We start from the raw sequence: 24,652 nt of genomic DNA on the forward strand, positions 1-24,652 counted from the left end.
GCCGATGGTACTGCATATTGTGGGAGAGTAGGTAGTCGCCGTCTTATATGAGAGATCCTCGAGGTAGAGATACTTCGGGGATTTTTTGCGTTTATACACTTCCTTTATATTAAAATCTGATATATCTTTGTAGTAGTTATATATAAAAACGTTTTTATTATGGATACAATTATTCCTTATGCGTTGTTGTGTTTTACATCGTTTTTTACTCTTACAAATCCTTTAGGCACCATGCCTGTGTTTCTTACCATGACTAAAGGTTTGGATGAAAGTGAAAGAAGTCATATTGTGAAGCGCGCTACAATCATTTCTTTTCTAATTCTGATCAGTTTTACTTTCTGTGGTCAGTTCCTCTTCAAATTCTTTGGTATCTCTACAAACGGTTTTAGGATTGCTGCAGGCATTATTATTTTAAAGATAGGCTATGATATGCTTCAGGCAAGATATACGAATACAAAGCTAAAAGATGAGGAAATAAAGGCATATGCAAATGATATATCCATTACTCCATTGTCAATTCCTATGCTGTGTGGTCCTGGAGCTATAGCAAATGGGATTATTTTGATGGATGATGCAGATAATTGGGTCCTTAAAGTAACATTGGTCAGTGTAATCGCTATAGTATATATATTGACATATATAATTCTGAGACTATCTACCCGTCTGGTCAAGTTTATGGGAGAAACGGGTAATAATGTTATGATGCGATTAATGGGACTTATTCTGATGGTTATTGCTGTGGAATGTTTCGTAGGTGGAGTAAAACCGATATTGCTTGAAATAATACATAATCCGTCGTTATAATGCATAAAAAAGACCGGTCTTCAAACCAACTGTTGGGATTAAGACCGGTCTTTTACTTATTATAATATGTTATTATTTGTTTTCGTCAGAATGTTTCGGATAGTCGATGGTGTAATGCAATCCTCTACTTTCTTTTCTTTCCATTGCCTGGCGAGTTATAAGATATCCTACGTTAATCATATTTCTCAATTCGCATATTTCTCGTGAGGCCTTGACACGCTTGAACAGTCTTTCTGTCTCTTCATACAGGATATCAAGTCTGTTCCATGCTCTAACCAGACGTAGGTTGCTTCTTACTATACCGACGTAAGATTCCATTATCTGATTTACCTCGTTCATACTTTGTGTAATAAGGACTCTTTCTTCGGTACTGATTGTTCCTTCGTCGTTCCATTCAGGAATATCCTCATTAAATTCATATCTGTCTATTACACTCATTGCATGCTGTGCGGCTGCATCGGCATAAACTATTGCTTCAATCAGTGAGTTTGAAGCCAGACGGTTTCCTCCGTGCAGACCTGTACATGAACATTCGCCAATTGCATATAGACGGCGTATGCTTGACTGTCCGTCCAAATCGACTTTGATACCTCCGCAAAGATAGTGGGCAGCAGGAGCAACAGGTATATAATCTTTTGTGATATCTATACCCAGGCTCAAACATTTCTTATATATGTTAGGGAAATGTTTCTTAGTTTCCTCAGGGTCTTTGTGAGTTACGTCAAGATAAACATGATCCTCACCACGCTGTTTCATTTCGCTGTCTATTGCACGTGCCACTATATCGCGTGGTGCCAGTGACAGGCGAGGATCATATTTCTGCATGAATTCTTCTCCTGCAAGATTTCTGAGAACGCCTCCATATCCGCGCATAGCTTCAGTGATAAGGAAGCTAGGACGATCGCCCGGATGGAATAGTGCTGTAGGATGGAACTGTATGAATTCCATATCCTTTACGGCACCTTTTGCACGATATACCATTGCTATACCGTCGCCTGTGGCTACAAGTGGGTTTGTAGTGTGTCTATATACAGCCTCACATCCTCCTGTTGCCATTACAGTAACTTTAGAAAGGAAAGTATCCACTTCGCCTGTTTCTTCGTTCAGAATGTATGCTCCGAAACATTTTATACCAGGTGTGTGACGTGTAACAATTATACCGAGATGATGCTGAGTGATAAGCTCAACGGCATAGAAATTTGAGAATATAGTAATATTCGGATGCTGTTTTACTGCTTCAATCAGGCTGGTCTGGATTTCAGCTCCTGTATTATCCTTGTGGTGGAGGATTCTGAATTCGGAATGACCGCCTTCTTTGTGCAGGTCGAATTCTCCTTTATCATTTTTGTCGAAATCAACTCCCCACTTTATCAGTTCCTCTATCTGTTTAGGGGCGTTAGTAATGACTTTTTCTACAGCAGCAGGGTCGCTTATCCAGTCGCCTGCAACCATTGTGTCATGGATATGTTTTTCAAAGTTGTCAACTTTGAGATTTGTTACAGAAGCAATACCACCTTGTGCAAAATATGTATTGGCTTCTTCCAGTCCGGCTTTGCAAATCAATGCAACAGATCCTTTATGCGCCACTTTAAGCGCAAAACTCATTCCGGCAATACCAGAGCCGATAACGAGAAAATCGAATTTCCTAACCATAATAATTTCTATCTATATTGCAAAGCTACTAAAAAGTTATAACATAGTCCCATCATACGCTTATTTTATAAAACTTTTCATTCAAATAAATCATAAAAACAGATAAAGAAATTCTGTTTTAGTGGTTTATTAGTAAATTAATTTTTATCTTCACAGAAAATTACCGAGATTGTAGATAAATTCTTAAAGATATGGATAGGACGTTTAAGACCGAAGTGGGATGGTGGTATTGGATTTTGATTTCTATCACATCATTGCTTCTTTTCTTTTTCTTCTGGATGCATGACACATTGCTTGCCATTATTATGGCTGTATTGGTGATATATGAGATAGAGATGCTTATACATACCCAATATGTCATAACAGATGATGGCCTGTTAAAAGTTGAAACAGGACGTTTTGTGAAAAAATTTACTCTGCGTATTGACCAGATAGAATCAATAAGATTAGTACGTTCGATGATATTCTGGGCTCCGGCATTGTCGTTCCACAGATATGAGATAAAATATAACGGAAATAATAAAACCGTGAAGGTACAGGTCTCTCCACGAAACAAGGAAGCCTTTATCTCAAAACTTAAATCAATGAATGACAAGCTGATTATACTGGATAAACAATAACAAACTTTATACCTTATATACTATGGATTTTCAATTAGCTATAATTGGTGGAGGACCTGCCGGTTACTCTGCTGCCGAAGCTGCCGGTAAAGTCGGTTTGAGCGTTGTATTGTTCGAGAAGAATTCTTTGGGTGGTGTCTGCTTGAATGAAGGATGTATCCCTACAAAGACACTGTTATATTCTGCAAAGGTTCTTGACGGAGCCAGAAATGCTTCAAAATATGCCGTAAAAGCTGAAGGAGTATCTTTTGATCTTTCTAAAATAGTAAGCAGGAAACAGAAAGTGGTTCGTAAACTTGTATTGGGAATAAAGAACAAGATGAACGAATCGGGTGTAACTGTGGTTTCCGGTGAAGCCTATATTCAGGACAAGAATACGATAAAATGTGGTGATGACATATATAAATGTGAGAAATTAATATTGTGTACAGGCAGTAAAACATTCATACCTCCTATCAGTGGAATAGATAAAGTCTCATATTGGACACACAGAGAAGCACTCGACTGTAAAGAACTGCCGGAAAGTCTGGTTATAATTGGCGGGGGAGTGATCGGAATGGAATTCGCTTCTTATTTCTGCAGTCTTGGAGTAAAAGTTACAGTGATAGAAATGACTTCAGAAATTCTGGGAGGTATAGACAAGGAACTGGCATCACTTCTCAGAGCCGAATATACAAAAAAAGGCATTAGTTTCATGCTTGATGCCAAGGTGACAGAAATTTGCAATGCGGATTCGGGAAAAATCATTGTGAAATATCAGACAGCGGATGGTGATGGATGCGTAGAGTCCGAAAAATTACTTGTCAGTGCAGGACGTCATGCTTGTACCGAGGGTTACGGACTGGAAAATCTTTCCCTTGAATTTACTCCACAACATAGAATTATGGTCGATACAAAGACAATGATGACTTCTGTAGATGGAGTTTATGCATGCGGTGATATTACAGGATTCTCCATGCTTGCCCATACAGCTGTAAGAGAGGCAGAGGTCGCTGTAAATCATATATGTGGAACAGACGACAACATGAGTTATAAAGCTATTCCTGGAGTGGTATATACAAATCCTGAGGTGGCATCGGTAGGAATGACTGAAGAAATGGCCAAGATAGTAGGATTTGATTATAAGGTAGTAAAACTCCCAATGGCATATGCCGGAAGGTTTGTAGCCGAGAATGAAGGAGTGAACGGTGTATGCAAGATAATAACAGACTCAAAGAGTCATATAATTGGTGTGCATATTTTGGGAAATCCGGCATCGGAACTTATAGTGATAGCCGGTATGATGATAGAAGAAGGCAGAAAACTTGAGGATTTCAAGAAATATGTATTCCCACATCCTACTGTAGGTGAAATTTTCAGAGAGTTTTAATCTTTTAACTTCGTTGATTTTCAATTCTCGCTATATTTGTAAACGGTTTCTAGATACTGGTCAAACAGTATTTAAAAACCGTTTTAACTATATAACAATAAGACGAGATAAATATGAAAAGAACTATTTTCAGAACATTTTTATTATTAACTCTGCTTTTATTCTGTGTATCATCATATGCGCAAACAATATCTCACAGAATAGATTCACTTATCAACAACTCTTCATTTCTTAATACATCCGAAGTCGGAATTCTGGTGTATGACCTCACATCGAAACAGGAATTATACAGATATCAGGCAGAAAAACTGTACAGGCCTGCATCTGTTGAAAAGGTTATAACTTCCGTAACAGCCCTTTCAGTTTTGGGTAAGGATTATCAGATAAAGACGGGTCTGTCCTATTCGGGATATATCGAGGGCGATACACTATATGGCGATATATACGTGAAAGGTGATTTTGATCCTGAATTTATGCAGGAAGATATGGAAACCATGGTAGATGCCATAGCAAATATGGGAATACATGGTGTTAAAGGACGTCTGATAGGCGATGTGTCTATGATGGACTCGGTTTATTGGGGGCCGGGATGGGCATGGGATGATACTCCCGACACTTTTCAGCCATACCTTTCACCTCTGATGCTGAATCGTGGATGCATAAATGTCAGTATATCTCCGTCAGGCGGAAGTAAAGCTAATGTTGAGATAAAACCTGAGTCCGATTTTTATTCCATTGACAATAGGACATCACCGTCAGGCAGTTATGTAAGCGCCACCCGAAACTGGATGTATAATGACAATACCATAACGGTTTCAGGAAGTTCAAGACATAAGACAAGTACCTCAATGAATATTTTCAATACAAAGGGCTTCTTTATGCATACACTCCGTTTCCAGCTTCAGAGAAAAGGTGTGTTTATCCCACAAGACAGTGTGGCATATGAGAATACTCCGGCATACACTAAAGGTATAATAACCGTCTATAGGGATATTGATGAGGTTTTGAAACGTGCCCTTAAAGAAAGCGACAATCTTTCTGCCGAGGCACTTTTCTTCCATGCAACCAGAGAAATAAGCAATGGTAAGAAATATCTCAGCCATAAGGATGGACAAAATGCCATATACAAGTTTATGAAATCAGATATAGGGTTCGACAGTAGGAAATTCAGAATTGTAGATGGTTGCGGAGTATCTGACTACAATTATGTATCTCCGGAACTTATCATGGGATATCTGAAATACGCATTCAGTTCCCCGTTGATATTCCATCCGTTCTACGACAGTCTTCCTATAGCAGGAATTGACGGAACACTTCAATATAGAATGGGCAAAGGAAAAACATTCAGAAATGTCAGGGCCAAGACTGGTACATTGACTGGAGTATGTTCATTGGCTGGTTATGTCACTTCACCGGCAAAACACACCATTGCCTTTGTGATTATCAATCAGAATGTTCTGAAATACGTGTCTGCAAGAAAGTTTCAGGATGAAATTTGTAATATATTGGCGTCATATAATTAATATTTTTAGTAGCATGACGCTGTATTTTATGTTTAAAAAGTATGTATTTACATGATATTAAACATTTTTGCACATATTCTGTACTTTTTTGTGTGCGATAACGGGAATAATTTATTACTTTTGTGGAAATGATTTATTAAACAGTATTTATTAATTGTATTATTATGGTAAACTTTTCACTTGAAGGTAAGGTTGCTCTTGTAACAGGTGCATCTTACGGTATCGGTTTCGCAATTGCTTCTGCATTCGCTAAAGCCGGTGCAAAGATCGTTTTTAACGATATCAAACAAGAATTGGTTGATAAAGGTATCGCAGCTTACAAAGAACTTGGTATCGAAGCTCACGGTTACGTATGCGACGTTACTAACGAAGAAGCTGTAAATGCTTTGGTTGCACAGATTGAAAAAGAAGTAGGCGTTATCGATATTTTGGTTAACAATGCAGGTATCATCAAGCGTATTCCTATGACTGAGATGACAGCTGCAGAATTCCGTCAGGTAATCGATGTTGACCTTAACGCTCCATTCATCGTTTCTAAGGCAGTTATCCCTAGCATGATCAAGAAAGGTCACGGAAAGATTATCAACATCTGCTCTATGATGAGTGAACTTGGTCGTGAAACTGTTTCTGCATACGCAGCAGCTAAGGGTGGTCTTAAGATGCTTACTCGCAACATCGCTTCTGAATACGGTGAATTCAACATCCAGTGTAACGGTATCGGCCCGGGTTACATCGCTACTCCTCAGACAGCTCCTCTTCGCGAACGTCAGGCAGACGGCTCACGTCACCCATTCGATGCATTTATCATAGCTAAGACTCCTGCTGCTCGTTGGGGTAACCCAGAAGACTTGGCAGGTCCAGCTGTATTCTTGGCTTCAGATGCTTCTAACTTCGTAAACGGTCACGTATTGTACGTTGACGGTGGTATCTTGGCATACATCGGAAAGCAGCCTAAATAATTAATGGTCGCCAATAGAGAATAATATTATATGGGGTCCTGCCGGAATATTATTTTTCCGGTAGGACTTTTTTTGTATTAAACCTTTAAGAATAATCTTATAAATTAAGTATGAAAAAGTTATTTGTGTCTGCTGCGGTTGTTGCGCTTATGGCTTCATGTGCACAGGAGAAAGGCGTAACGGTATCAGTGTCAAATCCATTGAAAATAGACCGTGTGGAAGAAATTGTGGAAATTCCAGCCGATGATATACTTGGAAAACTGAAACTTGACGAAACTGCCGAGTTTGTAATTATCGACGAGAATAACACCGAGATACCATATCAGCTTACAGCCGACAACAAAATTATATTCCCGGCTACTGTAAAAGCCGAAGCTACTGCGTCATATAGCATCACTAAAGGACAGCCATCACATGTAAATACTCTGGTTTATGGCCGCCAGTATCCTGAGAGATTGGATGACATTGCATGGGAAAACGATAAGGCAGCTTATCGTGCGTATGGTCCGGCATTACAAATGACAGGTGAGAAGGCATATGGATACGATGTCTTTACAAAAAGTGTTTCAGAGCCGGTTGTTGAAGACCGTTATGCAATGGAGCTTGACAAGGATGCCAGAGCTATGATAAAGAAACTTCGCGAGGAAGGAAAGAAAGCAGAGGCAGACAGCTTGGCTAATGCCATATCATATCATATTGACCACGGAAACGGAATGGACTGCTATGCGGTAGGTCCTACACTCGGTGGAGGTACAGCTGCTTTGATGCCTGATTCTGTAATATCATATCCTTATTGCTATAAGAATTTTGAAATACTTGACAATGGTCCTCTCAGATTTACAGTAAAACTGGAATTCAATCCTCTTACTATCGACGGAGATACTACTGTGGTTGAAACACGTTTGATTCAGCTTGACAAAGGTTCACACCTTAATAAGACAACTGTAAGCTATACTTCTTTGAAGAAAGACTACCCTATAGGTGTAGGTCTGGTGTTGCATGAAGCACTTCCTGACAGATTTTCAATGAATCAGGAGGGAGGTTATATTGCATATGCCGATCCTACTACAAATGTAAATGCTGACAACGGAATAATATATGTAGGTGCGGTATTCCCTAATACGCTGGAAATGGCAAAGGTACAGCTCTTCGAAAAACCGGTTTCAGGAGCTATAGGTCATGTAATGGGTATCAATACATACCAGCCAGGTGATGAATTCGAATATTATTGGGGTTCTGCATGGAGCAAATGCGGATTTGATGATGAGAAATGGAATTCCTATCTTGAGGAATATGCCAAGAAAGTAAGAAATCCATTGACTGTTACTGTAAAGTAACAAATTACTATTTATAATGAAAACAAGCCATCATTACCGGTTTATAATACCAATGTAATGATGGCTTTATTTTTTCTATTCGAATACCTTAAACTCATATCCCTGTTCCATCAGCCATTCTATAGCCTTAGGCAGGGCATATCTGATATTCTCTTCCGATTTCAATGAATCGTGGAAAGTTATTATCGAGCCGTTTCGGGCATATTTCTTTACTTTCTGCAGTATTTGTTCGCCTGTAAACTTACGGTTATAGTCGCGTGTCACAAGGTCCCACATTATAATCTTATACCTTTTTTTCAGCTCGGCATACTGTTTTGGACTCATGTATCCGTGTGGAGGGCGGAACAGGTTCGTGTTCATCATCATTCTGCATGCCTTGTCCGTGTTTTCAAGATATGAGTTGATATCATAACTTAATCCACGTATGTGGTTGAATGTGTGATTCCCTATTCTGTGTCCTCTTTCCACTACCATACGGAATTCATCAGGATGTTTACGGATATTGTCTCCCACCATGAAGAAAGTAGCCTTTATTCCATATCTGTCGAGCACATCAAGTACCCACGGAGTAACTCTCGGTATTGGTCCGTCGTCGAATGTCAGATATACAGCTTTTTTGTCTTTATCCATTCGCCAGATGGCAGATGGATAAAGACATCTTATAAGTTGTGGAGGTTGTTCTATAAACATGTTTTTTAGTCCTTAGTTTCTGGTTCTTAGTTTTTAGAACCATACTTATATTGGTGTTCTAAAACTAATAACTGACAACTATTATCTATAAATCAGTTCTTTCCTACTTTTGTCTCGAGCAGAGAATAGAGCTCCTGGAATTTCTGATTGTAATGAACGGCAGTTTCACATACTTCACCAGTCTTTTCATCCTTTATTTTTTCCAGACTCTTGCATATCTCGTCAAGGCAATAAATGTTACGCAGACAGTTTTCATATGACAATGCAAAACGCGCATCATCAAGGCTCAGATACCATGCGATATACTGAACATTGTCGTTTGCTATCTGGTCAAGAATGTTTTCAGCTTTCTTATATTCCCCAAGGGTAATATAGTTGTCTGCCATTTCTTTCGAACCGCTGTAGATATAATCATGTCTTACGGTTGTACTAGGAATCACCTTTTCGCAGTAATCCAGAGCCTTTATAGCTTTGTCCTTCTTACCTTCCTTGATAAGCTGGGTACTTAGCTGTACGAACATACGGCGGTGAGTGTCGCACATACGCGAAACAGTTTCATCCAGATAAATGTCAGGATTTTCTATACCTCCGAACTTGAACTTGTTCATCAGATTATCATACATCTTTTCGCTGTCTATCGTTCTGCCCAAATTCTTGTTGTCGAAAGGAGTTATTCTGTAAGCAAGACCTTCCTGCAGGAAGTTGTTTGTCAGGTTCAGGTGATTGTCCGAACCTACAGTGATAGCCATGTATAGCGGTCTTTCCCAGTTAGTGTTGGCAAGCATTTCAAGCATCATCAGTTCACTCTTATACAATACCCTCTTACCTTTCAGTGACAAGTGCATGTAGTCAGGAATAGAGTCCGGAGTAAGCATTCCGGAACGTTTGATGGCTTCCTTGTCCAGCTTGATTACTATACTGTCTGTAGGAATCATTTGGAGTCCGTCCTTAGAGTTTCTCACCCAGTGTTCCAGAATATTCTTCAGTTCGTATGGGTTGTCGCCGAACTCGGCTTTAGCCTCTTCAGGATTCTGCTTGTAATAGTTGTTTATAGTCTGCATAGCTTCAGGGCGAACATAAACAGCCTCGTTATGTCCTGAAACGTAGTCGATACGATCCCAGTTGATAGGCACAGAAGGAGAGTCGTATGCAGGACGTTTCATCTGGTCGATATACCAGTCTGTCTGCAGATAACTTAGGTTACATACACGTACATCTGTACGGAAACCTTCAGTCTCCTGATTATACCACAATGGGAAAGTATCATTGTCACCATTAGTGAATATGATAGGGCATCCCTCTTCCTGAACAGTCTTCAGATAATTCTGTCCGAAATCGCGGCAAGTGTAACGTCCGCTGCGGTCGTGGTCGTCCCAAGTCTGGCTAACCATCTGCAGAGGAACGAGCAGACATAACACAGCTGTTATGGAAGCAGCAGTAGTCTCGTTCATCTTCTTGCGCAGATATTCAGTTATACCTGCCACTCCAAGACCAATCCATATTGCAAAAGCATAGAATGAACCGGCATATGCATAGTCGCGCTCGCGAGGCTGCAACGGAGTCTGGTTCAGATAAAGCACAATGGCAAGACCTGTCATGAAGAACAGGAAGAATACAATCCAGAACTGCTGTATTCCCTTGTCTCCTCTGTATGCCTGCCAGAATAAACCTATGAGTCCCAATATCAGAGGCAGACAGTAGAACACGTTGTGTCCTTTATTGTTTTTCAGGCTGTCAGGCAGGAATGTCTGGTCGCCCACAAGCATATTGTCTATGAACGGAATACCTGTAATCCAGTTGCCATGTTCTATTTCGCCCTGACCCTGTATGTCGTTCTGTCGTCCTGCAAAGTTCCACATGAAGTATCTCCAGTACATATAGTTCACCTGATATATAAAGAAGAACTTTATGTTTTCCCATTGAGTAGGAATCTTGACCATAATCGTTTCGCCACACTGGTCGTAAGGCACCTGTTTACCCTTTATTCCTCCTACCCATGATTCGTATTGCTGTGCATGTGCTTCGCTGTACATACGTGGGAACAGCATATTCTGTGCATACTTATATTCTGTTCTGTGACGTACTATTTCGTAGCTGTCCTTTTCGTCGGGAGTTTCCTTTTCCTTACGCTGATATACAGGAGCTCCTTCTTCCACATCGTAAACACATCCGCCGTCAACCTGTTTCAATGCAGGTTTTGAAGCATAAGTTTGTCCGTAAAACAAAGGTCGCGTACCATATTGCTCGCGTCCCAGATATTCACCAAGAGTAAAGATATCTTCAGGCGAATTCTGATCCATTGGAGTATTGGCCGACGAACGTATCACGATTACAGCGTATGAAGAATATCCCACTACAATCATCATCAGGGCCAGTAGTGAAGTGTTCAGTGTACGTGCGCTTACACGGAATTTATCGCTTAGGTCGGCAAACAGATAAGCTGCCAGAATACCAAGTACGATTATACCTATTATCACGCTGCTCCATCCGTGTCCGTAGAACGGAATACCGAGAAGTCCCAATGTAAGCAGGAATGATATATTCATCAGTTTGCGGCTGCGTACTGTATAGCTTTCGTAAACACCCCATATTAGCGATGCCGCCATAATTATGATATATACGATAAGTCCTGAATTGAAAGGCATTCCCAGGCTGTTGACAAACAACAGTTCGAACCATCCTCCAACTTTTACAATACCCGGTACGATACCGTACAGTACAGCGGCAATTATAACCATTGAACCGCAGAGAGCCAAAAGGCTTCCTTTCAGGTTAGCGTTAGGATTCTTCTTGTAGTAGTAAACCAGTACAATGGCCGGGATACACAGCAGGTTAAGCAAGTGTACACCAATCGAAAGTCCTGTAAGATAAGCAATCAGAATCAGCCATCGGTCGCTGTGAGGCTCGTCAGCGCGGTTTTCCCATTTCAGTATAAGCCAGAAAACCAGGGCTGTAAACAAGCTGGAATAAGCATAAACTTCACCTTCTACCGCACTGAACCAGAATGTATCACTCCAGGTATATGCCAAAGCACCAACAAGACCAGAGCCCATTATGGTAATCAGTTTGCCGGTGGTCATATCCTCTATATTCGGACATACCAGTTTTTTTGTAAGATGTGTTATACTCCAGAAAAGGAAAAGGATACATGCCGCACTCATCAGCGCACTCATTATATTGACCATCAGCGCCACTTGCGAAGGGTCTGAAGCGAACAGACTGAATAAATTTGCCGTAAGCATGAAGAAAGGTGCGCCAGGTGGGTGTCCTACTTCCAGTTTGTAACCGGTGGTGATAAATTCCGGGCAGTCCCAGAAACTGGCTGTTGGCTCAATAGTCATGCAGTAGGTGAAAGCCGCAATTGCGAAAGCAAGCCATCCAACCATGTTGTTAATCTTGTTGTACTGTTTCATGAATTATATATTTAATTTCATTTCATTGACCTGCAGGTCTGTTATTATCGTCAAAAACAAGCGCAAAGATAATAAAGAATTGATAATGATAACAGTATGACAATCTTAAAGTTTCTTTATAATAGGGTGTTGATACGTTTTAAAAAAATGAACTGTCATTCGGTTTAAAATGACAGTTCATTTTGATTCGAATGACAGTTCGTTTTCAAATATTCTTTTTCCGGTAGTTTTATGTTGGATATTTTTGTTAACTTACGGACCTGATTTGTGATGAAAATATGTTTGCGGATTCTGCAGAATTTTATAGTGAATTCTCATTAGAATTTTTTTTAATGCTATAATGGCTGAATTTATATTTTGTGGAAGCCTGGAAGCTTACAGTAGCGAAAATAAGTATATAGAATTAACAAGGTTTTTATTACTAAGAAACGGTATTATGAATATTAGAAGATTACTTTCAGGAATTACTTTTGGTATGATAATGGGATGTGTTAATGCATTTGAGTTCACTCCTGCAAATGTATCATCATATATAGCTTTAAAGAAACCGGGGAATATGTCTGTATATTATCCTCTGAAGATGAACAAATTGACAGATCAGAAATTTGCCTATCAGTTGGTTGGTGATTCTGAGATGCCTGTGCTTGTATATCAGAATATAACGGATAGTGGAAAAACCAGGCAGGTAGTGGTTTGGATAACAGCTCTTGAAGATGTATATTTTAATTTCGGGCAACAGTTGAAATCGAATTTTAGACATGATGATTGTCTGTTTTATATGCCTGGGTTTTGGTACAGGCGTAATCTGCGTTCACCAAAGGAAGCACCTTCATTTCATACTTACGACAGCTGGCTGGTTCGTGATGACCGTTTGAGCACTCCTATGACGGCTGTCTATGACGAGAAACACAATAAGTTTATTTCCGTAACACGTGTGGCAGACTTTGATTGCGATGCATTGACTACACATAATCAAGGTGAAATAATCCTTTCAGGAAAAACATCCATAGGTTATACAGGATTTGAAAATGTCAATGGAATGACTGCATTATCTTTTGGATTTCCATATAAGGAAGCGCCAAAAACATATATCCGTAAACTGACTTTGGCACCTTATGTACAGGCTTTCCAATTGCTGAAGAAAGGAGAAAGCATAGAATTGAAATGGGAGATTAATGAAAGCCGCGCAGACGACTTCTCCGATTGTGTCAGAAAAACTTGGGAGTATAGTTATGATTTATACAGGCCTACACCGGTAGAAACTCCTTATACGGACAAAATAATGAAGGATGTATTGAGTAATTTCTTTGTAGAAAGTTATGTGGATAATGCAACTGTAAAATATTTCTCCGGCGTAGAATTGCGTACAGACGATTGTGGAAAGAATGATGTTGCTGAGGTAGGTTTCGTGGGACGTACACTGTTAAATGCGTTCAATGCTCTGGAGTATGGTGAGGAGAAAGAACGTACTGAACTGGTTGATATGGCTAACAGTATTTTCGATTCATATTTGCAAAAGGGCTTTTCTAAAAACGGCTTTTTTAATGAGGTGGTACATTTTAAACGCAACTCCATAGAAAAAAATCATAGCATACGTCGTCAGTCGGAAGGTATGTATGCTGTTTTGTATTATTTGGATTATGAGAAGAAGAACGGACGTAATCATCCGGAATGGGAGATGCATATGCGGAAAATGCTTGATAACTTTTTATTGTTACAGAATAAGGATGGAAGTTTTCCACGCAAATTTAAGGATGATTTGTCCATAGTAGATAAGTCGGGAGGAAGTACGCCTTCGGCAACTCTTCCTTTGGTTATGGCTTATAGATATTTTAGAGACAGGCGTTATCTGGAAGCGGCAAAACGCTCTGTGTCATATCTGGACAAGGAATTGATATCCAAGTCTGATTATTTCTCATCTACACTTGATGCCAATTGCGAGGATAAAGAGTCTTCGCTATACGCCTCTACTGCTGCTTATTATCTGGCATTGGTCACAAGAGGTCATGAACGTGAATATTATGCTGAACTTTCCAGAAAAGCTGCATATTTTGCATTGTCTTGGTATTATACTTGGGATGTGCCGTTTGCCAAAGGTCAGATGCTGGGCGATGTAGGTTTGAAAACACGTGGTTGGGGAAATGTGTCTGTCGAGAATAACCATATAGATGTGTTTGTGTTCGATTTTGTTGATGTACTTCGCTGGTTGTCAAAAGAGTTTGATGAAAAGCGGTTTGCAGAGTTTTCGGAGGTTATAACTTCCTCTATGCGTCAGCTTTTGCCGCATGAGGGACACATGTGCGGCATTGCAAAAACAGGATTTTATCCAGAGGTCGTGCAACATACCAACTGGGACTACGGTAAAAACGGAAAAGGATATTATAATGATATTTTCGCTCCTGGATGGGTTGTGGCATCATTATGGGAAATGTTGTCGCCAGGTAGGGCTGAAGGCTTTATAAATGCCAGATATAGATAGTATATTTTTTGACGATCATTTTATATAAAAAGCGCAATTAACATAGTTGCGCTTTTTTATTTATTTAAAACACAGATGTGTCATAACTTCTGCCTTGAAGGAATGAGTTTACTTCTGCATCGGCACCATTAACGTCTTCGTTGTTACTTGAATTTAATATTGAACTTTCAACATATAGCTCATATATCTCACATTCAGGTTTTAAGTACACTTGTTTTTCATCAATGATTGAATCTTCTTTTTTTAACATGGTTCTAAAGTTATTATATTATTAATATTTTTCTTTATAATAACTCTTTTGTAATATAAATAGTCCATTATGATTTGCTTTAATTTTATATTTGTACTAGGAATTATAGAATGAAAAAGGACCGTTATCCCTGCAATGCCGGGAAACAGTCCTTTTCCTACTACAACATAAATATTATTATCCCATTTTACCTGTCAGGTATGCACGAGTACGTTCATCATTAGGATTGGTAAACATCTTCTGTGTTTCATCGTATTCAATCAGTTCGCCAAGGAACATGAACATTGAGCGGTCTGAGATACGTTTTGCCTGCGACATATTGTGTGTCACGATAAGGATAGTCACTTCCTTCTTCAGTTCGATAAGAAGCTCCTCGATGTGTTTTGTAGCGATAGGGTCAAGAGCAGAAGTAGGCTCGTCCATAAGCAGAATGTCCGGTTGCAATGCCAGTGAACGTGCGATGCACAGACGTTGCTGCTGACCTCCCGAAAGGAAAGTACCACGTTTTGTGAGTGAGTCTTTCACTTCGTCCCAAAGCATTACGTTGCGGAGGTTGCGTTCCACTATCTCGTCTTTCTTGCTCTTAGGAAGTTTTATACCGTTAAGTATATATCCTGCAAGTACGTTATCGTAGATGTTCATTGTAGGGAACGGATTAGGACGCTGGAACACCATACCGATGCGGCGGCGTTCTTCCGTAGGGTCCATTTCGAGAACGTTTTCTCCGTTAAGCAATATCTTGCCTGTAACGTTGATATTCTTGTAAAGCTCGTGCATACGGTTTACTGCACGCAGCAATGTACTCTTACCGCAGCCTGAAGGTCCCATGATGGCTGTGATAGTATTTTTCTCAACATCGGCACTTACATTCTTTACTGCAAGTATATTTCCTGTATATGATATTGATACGTTCTGTATTTGAAGGATAGGATCTTTTATATTTTCCATTTCTTTGCAATTCTTTTAGCTAATAAGTTTAAACATAATACGAAGGTGAGCAGGAATAACGATGCTCCCCAAATGAGGCTTTGGAGGTTAGGGTCGTTGAAGAATTCCCAGATAAGCAATGGTACTGCCGACATCGGGCGTGCCATATTCCAGCTTATTGCTGCGCCTCCAAGTGCTGTAAACATGAGTGGTGCTGTTTCGCCGACCACACGCGAGATGGCAAGCAGGATACCTGTGAATATACTTCCGAATGCCGATGGAACCATGACCTGAAGCATTACTCTCCAGTAGCTTCCTCCAAGTGCAAGACCTGCTTCCTTGAGTGTTTCCGGAAGAATTTTCATTGTCTCTTCTGTGGAACGGATGATGAGTGGAAGCATCATTATGAACAGTGCCACACTTCCGGCGAAAGCCGAATATCCTTTCATCGGAACGACTACCCAGATGTATGTGATGATACCGATGATGATGGACGGTGTTCCCTGAAGAAGGTCGGTAAGGTAACTTACTATTGTAGCGAACCAGTTTCCTCTGTACTCAGAAAGGCAGATACCGCAGAAAATCCCTACAGGAATGGCTACTATGGCAGCCAGGAAAAGCATAAGGAAAGTTCCCACTATACCGTTGGCTATACCTCCCGGAATTGTTTCGCCTGCCTCCATAGCCTGCATTGCCTTATAGGCATTCGGTGTGGCTTCTGTGATAAATGACCATCCCAACTGTTCCCAACCTTTTATGAACACTTCTCCGAGGATGGCAAGCAACGGTATCGCTGTCAGACCGGAAAGTATGCATACGGTCCAGAACAGGAGTCCGTTCTTGAATTTTCGTATCTGTAGTTTATTGTCTTTTACTATCATATTCTTCTGATTGATGAATTGTTATACGTGCTGGGCGCGGCGTATCAATATCTTTCCTATCATGTTTATTATTGCCGTAATGAGGAACAGCAGCAGTCCGATTGCGATAAGTGATGAAAGTTTCAATCCGTCAGCCTCACCAAACTGGTTGGCAATGATACTTGCCATGGTGTTTCCTGTAGTTCTCAGTGTCTCAGGCATCTGGTTTGTGTTACCGATAAGCATTGTCACTGTCATAGTTTCACCCAATGCACGTCCGATGGCAAGGATGTATGCCGAGAAGATACCTGAACCTGCCATAGGGAATACTACTCTGCGGATTACTTCGGCACGTGTGGCTCCCATTGCGTATGCTCCTTCTTTCAGGTCGGAAGGAACCATCTTGATGAACTCTGCACTCAGTGATGCAGCGTATGGTACAATCATTATGGCCAGTACGAATGCCGCTGTAAGAATACCAGAACCCTGCGGAGAAAGGTTAAGATGCATAAATACACTACGAAGGGCATAGAATCCCCATAGACCATATATGATAGACGGGATACCTGCAAGCAAATCTACTACGGTACTCAATATGGTTGCTATTTTCTTTCCCTTGAAATATTCGCCGGTAAATAGTGCTACAGGAAGCGAGAATGGAATACACATGAGCAGTGCAAGCAGTGTGGTGAGAAGTGTACCTGTTATGAACGGCAGCGCACCGTATTTCTCTTTTCCGGCTGTAGTTACCCAATCGTCAGAGAAAATGAAATTCCAGAAACCGAATTCCTTGAATGCTCCTGAAGCATCATTCACCAAAGAGAATACAATTCCAACACCGATAACCGGTATTATTATTGCCGATATTATGAGTAATGCCCTGAATATCTTGTCTTGCATGTTGATTTGTTTTTTAGTTAGGCTTTAATAAGTTTACAAAGTTGGCATGGCATATTGCCTTGCCAACTTGTTTTCAAAACTTAATTATTTTATTTTAGGATAGCCTGTCCGTCGAAAGTAACTTCTTTCAAGTTCTGGAGGCTCTTTTCGATTGCGCTCTGTGGCAGTGGAGCGTAGTGTACAGTTTCAGTAGTTTTCTGAACATCAGCACTCAACATGTACTGAAGCATGTCAAGAGTAGCTTTAGCCTGTTCGATAGTACGATCTGAATAGTTCTGTTCTTTGTAGATAATCAACCAAGTGAAACAGCTGATAGGATATGCACCTGCAGCGTCAGCATTTGTGATTGAGCAGCGAGTGTCTTGTGGAATTTCGCCTGCAGCTGCAGCAGAAATACTTTCTGTAGATGGAGTAACCAGTTCGCCACGTACATTCATAACGCTTGCGTATGGTATTTTCTGTGCGAAAGCATATTCAGAACCGATATAACCAATTGAGTATGGAGTCTGACGGATGATACCTGCTACACCCGGATTACCTTTGGCAGCCTGACCAACTTTGAAATCAACAGTCTTACCGCAGCCGAAGTTGTTTTTCCAGTCTTCACTAACTTTGCTCAAATAGTCAGTGAATACGAAAGTAGTACCACTACCGTCTGAACGATATGCTGGGATGATATCCTTTTCAGGAAGTTTTGTGTCAGGGTTCAATTTCTGAAGACGTTCGTCGTTCCATTTTGTGATTTTACCGGCGAAGATGTCAGCTATTACATCACCTGAAAGGTTTAAGGCTGTAACTTCAGGAAGGTTGTATGCCAATACCACGGCACCCATACAAGTCGGGATGTGTACCACCGGTTTCATTTCGCTCATTTCCTTGTCTGAAAGGAATGCGTCGCTACCTGCAAAGTCTACGATACCGTCTTTAAGGTTACGGACACCGCCGCCACTGCCGATACCTCCGTATGATACTTTATTGTTGCCTGTTGTTCCGTAAGAGTCAAATGACATAGTGTAGAAAGGAAGTGGGAATGTTGCTCCGGCACCTGTAAGTTCTACTCCGTTTGATTTCTGTCCGCCGCAAGAAGAAACTATTGCTGCAAACACACCTGCAATGAGTGATAAATAAATCTTTTTCATACCTTAAAAATTAATATTCTGTTGTTTTATAGTTGTTTAATTATTGTTCGGACACTGTCCGAATATTTCTTATTAGAGAGCGAATGAAGCGTTTAAGTATGCGTATGTAAGGTTCTTCGTTCCGTCTGCCTTAGGTGCCCATATTCTGAAGTTAGGAGATAGCTTTACATATTTGCCCAACTTGAATTCTACACCAGCCATACCAGCCATTCCGTCTTTAGCGCTGTCCCATGAGTCTTTTGATGTGAGATAGTCCCAGCGTCCGTATATGTTGATTTTCTTTGTAAGGTTTATTGTTGTGTAAACAGAAGCACCACTCTTGTCGTTGCCATTGGCAAACTTGGTGTTCTTCATCCAGTTGTATTCTGCTCCAAGAGAGAATGCAGAGTTTTTATATCCTGCAAAGAATGCGAGGTTTGTAGTTCCTTTTACATCGTCTTTGTTCTGTGCTGCATCTTTTATGCTCTGTCCGGCTTCGTTGTATGAACCGTATGCACGTACCATAAATCCTTTTACCGGAGTGAGTGTCAAGCCGGCACCGTACTGGAGACCGTCGTCCACCTGTACTTTTTTGTAGCCTTCACCATTTGCTACTATTACGTCGGCAGAAAAAATATCGCAAAATTTGTATGCTGCAGATACAGCGAGGTCGGCGCTGCTACCGAATTTATATTCATCCTGGAATGATTTCATAACGTAGCGTTTGCCCCAGAAATCTTCCTGAGTCTTGAACTGTGTGGTGCTTATCAAACCTCCGTTCAATGTCAGTCCTTCGTGTTTCCATGAAACCATTGCGTTTTTGATAAAGCCTACTCTCTGTATGTCGTCAACGTCGTCTGACTGGTCGAAGTCCATAACCGCCTTTATCAAGAGATTGTGAGGTAATTTATACTGGTAGCCAATGTAGGCTCTGTCCAAATTAAAACCTCTGTCGTTGTTCACAGTTCCGAATCCTGAATGCAAATCAGAATAGATAGTAATGATTGCACTTCCTTTTTTCTCTTCTTTCTTTTCCTTTGCAAATGTCAGTGTTGGTATTGCAAGTGTCAACATCACACTTAGTAAAATCTTTCTCATGTTTATAGCTTGCTTAATTTTCACGACGCAAAAATGACTGTTTGGTGTTACAAACATGTTACAATTGCTTAACATTAATATTAATCTGGTTTTATCTTCTGAATGTATATATCTAATAATTAGTTTATTAAACACAAATGTAGCATATGTTACAAAAATGTTACATGAAATATGGCTTTATTTCTAATATGTATATAATGAGAAAAGGGCAAATATCCATAGAATAATTGGTGATTTTACCAATATAGGATATTTGCCCTTTTTATCGGAATGTATATTTGCAAACATTTTTAAAACAGTTTGCAAACATCGTTCAATACTACTTTATAATGAACTTGTAGTTTCCCTCAAGTTTCTTTTGTGTGTCAATTAATACGATACGGTATATCTGCTTTCCCCATACGTTTGAGAGTCGTGTATCAGGAAGTTCTATAGTCTCAAGCGTAGCCTTGAAGTTTGTAGGATATTCCAGGGTGGCATGTTCGTCGCCCACTTTTATACTTATTTCACCGGCTTTGCTTATATCAATATCTCCCCAAACGAGGAAGTTCACCTGATTGGCAGCCTTGGTTTCTTTCAGTGAGAACTTGTCGGTTATCACAAGACGTTTGTTTTCTAATTTATATGAACGAGTCCAGCTGTTTACCGCTGCTTCTTCAGGGTATGCTGTAGAAATATCGGCAGAGAAGAAACGCTGTTTTTCCTTGCATACTACATTCGTTGCCTTGTATTCCTGTCCGAAGCGTTGTGGAACACCGTTTATCATAGGCAGATTATGGTAGTTGCTCTGCATAGTCCAGATGGAGTATCTCTCGCTACTGAATGTCTGTCGTGTGTATGTTCCTACTCCTGCATCTATTAGCATAGGAGTATTATTGATGTAGAGTGAGAATGTTCCTGCATCGTTATGATTATGGCTCTCGTTGTTGAAACCTCCCTTTGTGGCAAGGAACCATCCTGAGTTGTTTGTCAGATAGCAGAATTCCGTTTCCGGATACCATGTACATGCAGGAACGTTATGTGCAGGTTTAGTCTGCTCCAGTTCCTTATTCAGTAATACACATTGTAATGTACGGAAAGCATCATTGCCAAGAGGAATTGTAGGACGTTTGCCCTTGAGCAGATATGCTGCGAACTGCATCATCTCTTCGCTGCCTACTGCACGTCCGTATCGGTAAATCAATGGAGTATCGCCGCCACCTTTTGCCGAAGCGTCAGCAAAGTTTACTACCCAACCGTCGCCAACGTACGAACGGCTGATATATTCTCCCATACGGCGTATCATAGGATTATTGAACAGGGATACTTTTCCGTTAGTTCCGTCAGAAAGAATTTGGAGATAGTCGTACATCTTTCCCGCAGCATGTCCCCAGTATGAAGTGCCTTCCTCGCATGCGCCGTCTGATTTCACGAAATTGATGAATTTATCAACAGACTGCATTGTACGCCATACCGCATCGGTAAGTTTGTCGCGGTCATTTTCAAGAAGGAGATAGCACTGAAGTACATTAGAGTTACACCAAGGATTCCAGTTGTTTATGATTTCTCCAGGTTTCCAGTAGAAAGCCATCCACCATTCGCGGTCGTTTTCCATGTAAGGGTCAAGAATACGTTCCTGAAGCTCATGGCGCAGACGAAGTGATATAACAGGATCAGCCTTGTCGAATGTATCGTGGAAGAAATAATATACCCATGCCAGCATAGAACCGTAGTTACCGGAACCAAGGTCAATGATTTGCTCGCGCCAGTCAGGCATTGAGCGTTTGGTGCTTTGTCTTGGCAGGTGTGCCGACAGAACCCATGAAGTCATTTCGCAGCTGAAGACTACACCGTTTATAAGTTGGTCGATAAAACGTCCTTTCCCTTCGGCAAGTTCGGCCATCATAAGTACGTTTATGGCTTTGCGGTTTGCTTCGTATGGATTCTGCATAATGTTTCTTTCGCCGCTACGTTCGTATTCCAGATAGTCTGTAGCGCGGATTACCTGCCATTTGTAGTCAAGCATCTTCTCTCCGGCGTTGATAAGAGTTTGTCTGTCTTCGTCATTAAGCAGAGAGTTCCAGCCTTCACGGTCGGAGTATGCCGGATATGGTACCCAGGCACCGTTCATTACCAAAGCTTCCTTTAGCTGTTCTTTGGTTACAGAGTTTTGCAGCAGATTTCTTTCGGTATATGCAAACATAGCTGTCGTGAATAGCAACATACAGCATATAGTCCACATACGAAGTAAAGAGTGATTCTTCATTGTTGATAAAATTAATTAGATTATAGTATTTGATGCAAAGATAACAAATTAGGGTATAAATAAAAATAAAGACCGCAGAAACGGATGCTTCTGCAGTCTTTAAATGAGGTAGATAATGTTTTTTATTTTGCTATTATAAGATAATAGTTTTTCTTTCCACGCTGTACGAGAAGATATTTACCGTCAAGCAGATCTTCGCTTGTGATAGTCTGGTCGAATGCAGCAAGTTTCTCTTTGTTCAAAGAAACGCCACCGCCCTGTACCATCTTTCTCATTTCGCCTTTTGAAGGGAAGATGTTTGTCTTTTCAGCAAACAGGTCAACAGCCTTTATTCCGGCTTCGATATCTGATTTGGCAACTTCGAACTGTGGAACACCTTCGAATACTGAAAGAAGAGTATCTTCGTCAAGTTTCTTCAGAGCTTCTGAAGTTGCATTGCCGAACAGGATTCCTGATGCTTCGACTGCAGCGTTGTAGTCTTCCTCAGAGTGAACCATGATAGTAACTTCCTTGGCAAGACGTTTCTGAAGAACGCGCAAGTGAGGAGCTGCCTCATGTTCAGCTATCAGGCTGTCGATTTCTTCTTTTGATATTGAAGTGAAAATCTTGATATATTTCTTAGCGTCTTCATCGCTAACGTTGAGCCAGAACTGATAGAATTTATATGGAGATGTATATCGAGGATCCAACCATATATTTCCTGATTCTGTCTTACCGAACTTACCACCGTCGGCTTTTGTTATAAGCGGACATGTAAGTGCGTAAACCTCACCACCGTTTGTACGGCGAATCAGTTCGGCACCTGTGGTGATGTTACCCCACTGGTCGGAACCGCCCAACTGAAGTTTACAGTTCTTGGTTTCATACAGATGCAGGAAGTCATATCCTTGCAACAACTGATAAGTAAATTCAGTGAATGAAAGTCCGTCGCGTGCTTCCCCGTTAAGACGTTTCTGTACAGAATCTTTTGCCATCATGTAGTTTACGGTGATGTGCTTTCCTACTGTACGTGCGAAGTCGAGGAATGAGAAGTCTTTCATCCAGTCATAGTTGTTTACCAGTTCTGCCTTGTTTGGGGCGTCCGATTCGAAATCGAGGAATTTGCCCAACTGCTTCTTGATACACTCCTGATTATGGCGCAATGTCTCTTCATCCAGCAGGTTACGTTCCTGTGATTTTCCGGATGGGTCGCCAATCATACCTGTAGCACCACCTACAAGAGCCAACGGCTTGTGGCCGCAACGCTGGAAATGTCTTAACATCATAACGCCGCATAAGTGACCGATGTGCAAAGAGTCTGCAGTAGGGTCAATACCGAGGTAAGCTGTTACCATTTCTTTTTCAAGTAGTTCTTCTGTGCCTGGCATCATGGTGTGTACCATTCCGCGCCATCTTAATTCTTCTACAAAGTTCATCGAATGAAATTCTTAGTTTAACATATAAAATTTTTGGTTTAACTTCGTTTACCGTTAGTTGTTGATGGCAAAATTACGACACTTTATCTGAATAACCAATTTTTATCTATTAAAAAAGAGACGTTTAGCATTTTCTGATGCGATGTCCTGTATTTTATCGCTCGGAATGTCAAGCGTTTCTGCTGCATTTCTGATTATTTCTGTGATGTTTCCTGTGTACTCGTCAGTTTCAAACAGAAGTTTGTCAAGAGGTATTATTTTTATCGATTCGGCGTTGTATAACTTTCCGAAAGACAGGTAGAATCCGTTGCTTGTATATTGTAATGCCTGCTCCGGTTTTCCACGGAAACCATGTATAATCCAAGGCTGTTTTGGCCTTATGGATTTTCGGAGTCTTATTATTTCGTTAGATGTCTTTACGGAGTGTATTATAAGGGGGAGTTTTAGTTCTTCCGATAAGGTTATACAGTTGCAGAAAGCTTCATTCTGAATATTCATATCTGTATTGCACAGTTTGTCTGTTCCGCATTCGCCTATTGCAATTACGCGCTTGTCGTTTATTGCAGTTTGTTTTATCCATTCAGTCTGTTGCTCTATATCGTCTGCAGTGACATACCACGGATGGATACCTATCGAAATATGTTTTGCCGATATGAAATCTACGGTATCCTTGTCTTTCATGCAAAAACTGTTTATTTTATATTCATGCATGGAATAGGCATTGTGTGAATGGATATCTATAATCATGATAGTTGGATATAATATTAGGGTACCGGATCATATCCTGAACCACCCCACGGATGGCATCGCAAGATCCTTCTTATTGTGAGGTACAAACCTTTTACAGGGCCGTGCTTTTTCAGAGCTTCGATGGCATATTGTGAGCATGTTGGGGTGAACCTGCATGACGGAGGTGTGAATGGCGATATGCAATTTCTGTAGAAATAGACCGGAATCAGGAGTATGTATGTCAATATAAGTTTGATGGTTTT

20 protein-coding genes are annotated in these 24,652 nt (G+C 40.6%); 7 read left to right on the plus strand and 13 right to left on the minus strand.

Features of this window, described 5'->3' with window-relative positions:
• Nucleotides 1-159: 159 nt before the first annotated feature.
• Nucleotides 160-804, plus strand: coding sequence for a MarC family protein (locus OCV82_RS14010; protein WP_154044979.1), 645 nt, complete (start codon nt 160-162; stop codon nt 802-804).
• A 72-nt stretch (nt 805-876) separates the two neighbouring features.
• Here the strand turns inward: OCV82_RS14010 and nadB are convergent, their stop codons facing one another.
• Nucleotides 877-2,457: an L-aspartate oxidase gene (gene nadB, locus OCV82_RS14015; RefSeq protein WP_154044980.1), complete on the minus strand. Its 1,581-nt coding sequence runs from the start codon at nt 2,455-2,457 to the stop codon at nt 877-879.
• A 191-nt stretch (nt 2,458-2,648) separates the two neighbouring features.
• Between nadB and OCV82_RS14020 the strand changes: the two genes are divergently transcribed.
• The 5 genes from OCV82_RS14020 (at nt 2,649) to OCV82_RS14040 (ending at nt 8,265) form a co-directional block, all read left to right on the plus strand.
• On the plus strand, nt 2,649-3,077 hold the full coding sequence (locus OCV82_RS14020; protein ID WP_154044981.1) for a PH domain-containing protein: 429 nt from the start codon (nt 2,649-2,651) through the stop codon (nt 3,075-3,077).
• 22 nt (nt 3,078-3,099) lie between these two features.
• A complete protein-coding gene (gene lpdA / locus OCV82_RS14025; protein ID WP_154044982.1) occupies nt 3,100-4,446 on the plus strand; it encodes a dihydrolipoyl dehydrogenase in 1,347 nt (448 codons plus the stop codon).
• 113 nt (nt 4,447-4,559) lie between these two features.
• On the plus strand, nt 4,560-5,969 hold the full coding sequence (gene dacB / locus OCV82_RS14030) for a D-alanyl-D-alanine carboxypeptidase/D-alanyl-D-alanine endopeptidase (RefSeq protein ID WP_154044983.1): 1,410 nt from the start codon (nt 4,560-4,562) through the stop codon (nt 5,967-5,969).
• A 164-nt stretch (nt 5,970-6,133) separates the two neighbouring features.
• Nucleotides 6,134-6,928: a gluconate 5-dehydrogenase gene (locus tag OCV82_RS14035; RefSeq protein WP_154044984.1), complete on the plus strand. Its 795-nt coding sequence runs from the start codon at nt 6,134-6,136 to the stop codon at nt 6,926-6,928.
• A 110-nt stretch (nt 6,929-7,038) separates the two neighbouring features.
• Nucleotides 7,039-8,265, plus strand: coding sequence for a DUF4861 domain-containing protein (locus OCV82_RS14040; RefSeq protein ID WP_154044985.1), 1,227 nt, complete (start codon nt 7,039-7,041; stop codon nt 8,263-8,265).
• 75 nt (nt 8,266-8,340) lie between these two features.
• On the opposite strand, the gene OCV82_RS14045 is transcribed toward OCV82_RS14040, so the two are convergent.
• Complete coding sequence (locus tag OCV82_RS14045; protein ID WP_154044986.1) at nt 8,341-8,955, minus strand: polysaccharide deacetylase family protein; 615 nt, start codon at nt 8,953-8,955, stop codon at nt 8,341-8,343.
• A gap of 92 nt (nt 8,956-9,047) precedes the next feature.
• Nucleotides 9,048-12,368, minus strand: coding sequence for a glycosyltransferase family 117 protein (locus OCV82_RS14050; protein WP_154044987.1), 3,321 nt, complete (start codon nt 12,366-12,368; stop codon nt 9,048-9,050).
• A gap of 436 nt (nt 12,369-12,804) precedes the next feature.
• On the opposite strand from OCV82_RS14050, the gene OCV82_RS14055 reads away from it, so the two are divergent.
• On the plus strand, nt 12,805-14,847 hold the full coding sequence (locus OCV82_RS14055) for a hypothetical protein (protein WP_154044988.1): 2,043 nt from the start codon (nt 12,805-12,807) through the stop codon (nt 14,845-14,847).
• Nucleotides 14,848-14,911: 64 nt separating this feature from the next.
• Here the strand turns inward: OCV82_RS14055 and OCV82_RS14060 are convergent, their stop codons facing one another.
• The 10 genes from OCV82_RS14060 to yidD all read right to left on the minus strand — a co-directional run bounded on the left by OCV82_RS14060 (nt 14,912) and on the right by yidD (nt 24,646).
• Nucleotides 14,912-15,097: a hypothetical protein gene (locus OCV82_RS14060; protein WP_154044989.1), complete on the minus strand. Its 186-nt coding sequence runs from the start codon at nt 15,095-15,097 to the stop codon at nt 14,912-14,914.
• 177 nt (nt 15,098-15,274) lie between these two features.
• Nucleotides 15,275-16,045 (minus strand): phosphate ABC transporter ATP-binding protein PstB, encoded by a 771-nt coding sequence (pstB, locus tag OCV82_RS14065; RefSeq protein WP_154044990.1) that lies wholly within the window; start codon nt 16,043-16,045, stop codon nt 15,275-15,277.
• On the minus strand, nt 16,033-16,905 hold the full coding sequence (pstA, locus tag OCV82_RS14070) for a phosphate ABC transporter permease PstA (RefSeq protein ID WP_154044991.1): 873 nt from the start codon (nt 16,903-16,905) through the stop codon (nt 16,033-16,035). Before pstA ends, pstB begins: the two co-directional genes overlap by 13 nt.
• Nucleotides 16,906-16,926: 21 nt before the next feature.
• Complete coding sequence (gene pstC / locus OCV82_RS14075) at nt 16,927-17,784, minus strand: phosphate ABC transporter permease subunit PstC (protein WP_154044992.1); 858 nt, start codon at nt 17,782-17,784, stop codon at nt 16,927-16,929.
• 89 nt (nt 17,785-17,873) lie between these two features.
• Nucleotides 17,874-18,923 (minus strand): phosphate ABC transporter substrate-binding protein PstS, encoded by a 1,050-nt coding sequence (pstS, locus tag OCV82_RS14080; protein ID WP_154044993.1) that lies wholly within the window; start codon nt 18,921-18,923, stop codon nt 17,874-17,876.
• 72 nt (nt 18,924-18,995) lie between these two features.
• Nucleotides 18,996-20,000 (minus strand): hypothetical protein, encoded by a 1,005-nt coding sequence (locus OCV82_RS14085; protein WP_154044994.1) that lies wholly within the window; start codon nt 19,998-20,000, stop codon nt 18,996-18,998.
• Nucleotides 20,001-20,319: 319 nt separating this feature from the next.
• A complete protein-coding gene (locus OCV82_RS14090; RefSeq protein WP_262543795.1) occupies nt 20,320-22,221 on the minus strand; it encodes a heparinase II/III family protein in 1,902 nt (633 codons plus the stop codon).
• 146 nt (nt 22,222-22,367) lie between these two features.
• Entirely contained in the window at nt 22,368-23,660 is a 1,293-nt protein-coding gene (gene tyrS / locus OCV82_RS14095) for a tyrosine--tRNA ligase (RefSeq protein ID WP_154044996.1), read from the minus strand.
• Between the two features lie 102 nt (nt 23,661-23,762).
• Complete coding sequence (locus OCV82_RS14100; RefSeq protein ID WP_154044997.1) at nt 23,763-24,407, minus strand: TatD family hydrolase; 645 nt, start codon at nt 24,405-24,407, stop codon at nt 23,763-23,765.
• Between the two features lie 17 nt (nt 24,408-24,424).
• Nucleotides 24,425-24,646, minus strand: coding sequence for a membrane protein insertion efficiency factor YidD (gene yidD, locus OCV82_RS14105; RefSeq protein ID WP_154045011.1), 222 nt, complete (start codon nt 24,644-24,646; stop codon nt 24,425-24,427).
• Nucleotides 24,647-24,652 lie beyond the last annotated feature (6 nt).

Source organism: Bacteroides cellulolyticus, assembly GCF_025567135.1.
GTDB lineage: Bacteria > Bacteroidota > Bacteroidia > Bacteroidales > Bacteroidaceae > Phocaeicola > Phocaeicola cellulolyticus.

What these genes read in the sequence shown, in the direction of transcription:
- pstB (WP_154044990.1), bottom strand. Translation starts at nt 16,045, where the DNA reads ATGGAAAATATAAAAGATCCTATCCTTCAAATACAGAACGTATCAATA.
- nadB (WP_154044980.1), bottom strand. Translation starts at nt 2,457, where the DNA reads ATGGTTAGGAAATTCGATTTTCTCGTTATCGGCTCTGGTATTGCCGGA.
- OCV82_RS14045 (WP_154044986.1), bottom strand. Translation starts at nt 8,955, where the DNA reads ATGTTTATAGAACAACCTCCACAACTTATAAGATGTCTTTATCCATCT.
- lpdA (WP_154044982.1), top strand. Translation starts at nt 3,100, where the DNA reads ATGGATTTTCAATTAGCTATAATTGGTGGAGGACCTGCCGGTTACTCT.
- OCV82_RS14040 (WP_154044985.1), top strand. Translation starts at nt 7,039, where the DNA reads ATGAAAAAGTTATTTGTGTCTGCTGCGGTTGTTGCGCTTATGGCTTCA.
- OCV82_RS14020 (WP_154044981.1), top strand. Translation starts at nt 2,649, where the DNA reads ATGGATAGGACGTTTAAGACCGAAGTGGGATGGTGGTATTGGATTTTG.
- OCV82_RS14050 (WP_154044987.1), bottom strand. Translation starts at nt 12,368, where the DNA reads ATGAAACAGTACAACAAGATTAACAACATGGTTGGATGGCTTGCTTTC.
- OCV82_RS14010 (WP_154044979.1), top strand. Translation starts at nt 160, where the DNA reads ATGGATACAATTATTCCTTATGCGTTGTTGTGTTTTACATCGTTTTTT.
- tyrS (WP_154044996.1), bottom strand. Translation starts at nt 23,660, where the DNA reads ATGAACTTTGTAGAAGAATTAAGATGGCGCGGAATGGTACACACCATG.
- OCV82_RS14100 (WP_154044997.1), bottom strand. Translation starts at nt 24,407, where the DNA reads ATGATTATAGATATCCATTCACACAATGCCTATTCCATGCATGAATAT.
- OCV82_RS14035 (WP_154044984.1), top strand. Translation starts at nt 6,134, where the DNA reads ATGGTAAACTTTTCACTTGAAGGTAAGGTTGCTCTTGTAACAGGTGCA.
- OCV82_RS14085 (WP_154044994.1), bottom strand. Translation starts at nt 20,000, where the DNA reads ATGAGAAAGATTTTACTAAGTGTGATGTTGACACTTGCAATACCAACA.
- pstA (WP_154044991.1), bottom strand. Translation starts at nt 16,905, where the DNA reads ATGATAGTAAAAGACAATAAACTACAGATACGAAAATTCAAGAACGGA.
- dacB (WP_154044983.1), top strand. Translation starts at nt 4,560, where the DNA reads ATGAAAAGAACTATTTTCAGAACATTTTTATTATTAACTCTGCTTTTA.
- OCV82_RS14055 (WP_154044988.1), top strand. Translation starts at nt 12,805, where the DNA reads ATGAATATTAGAAGATTACTTTCAGGAATTACTTTTGGTATGATAATG.
- OCV82_RS14060 (WP_154044989.1), bottom strand. Translation starts at nt 15,097, where the DNA reads ATGTTAAAAAAAGAAGATTCAATCATTGATGAAAAACAAGTGTACTTA.
- OCV82_RS14090 (WP_262543795.1), bottom strand. Translation starts at nt 22,221, where the DNA reads ATGTGGACTATATGCTGTATGTTGCTATTCACGACAGCTATGTTTGCA.
- pstS (WP_154044993.1), bottom strand. Translation starts at nt 18,923, where the DNA reads ATGAAAAAGATTTATTTATCACTCATTGCAGGTGTGTTTGCAGCAATA.
- pstC (WP_154044992.1), bottom strand. Translation starts at nt 17,784, where the DNA reads ATGCAAGACAAGATATTCAGGGCATTACTCATAATATCGGCAATAATA.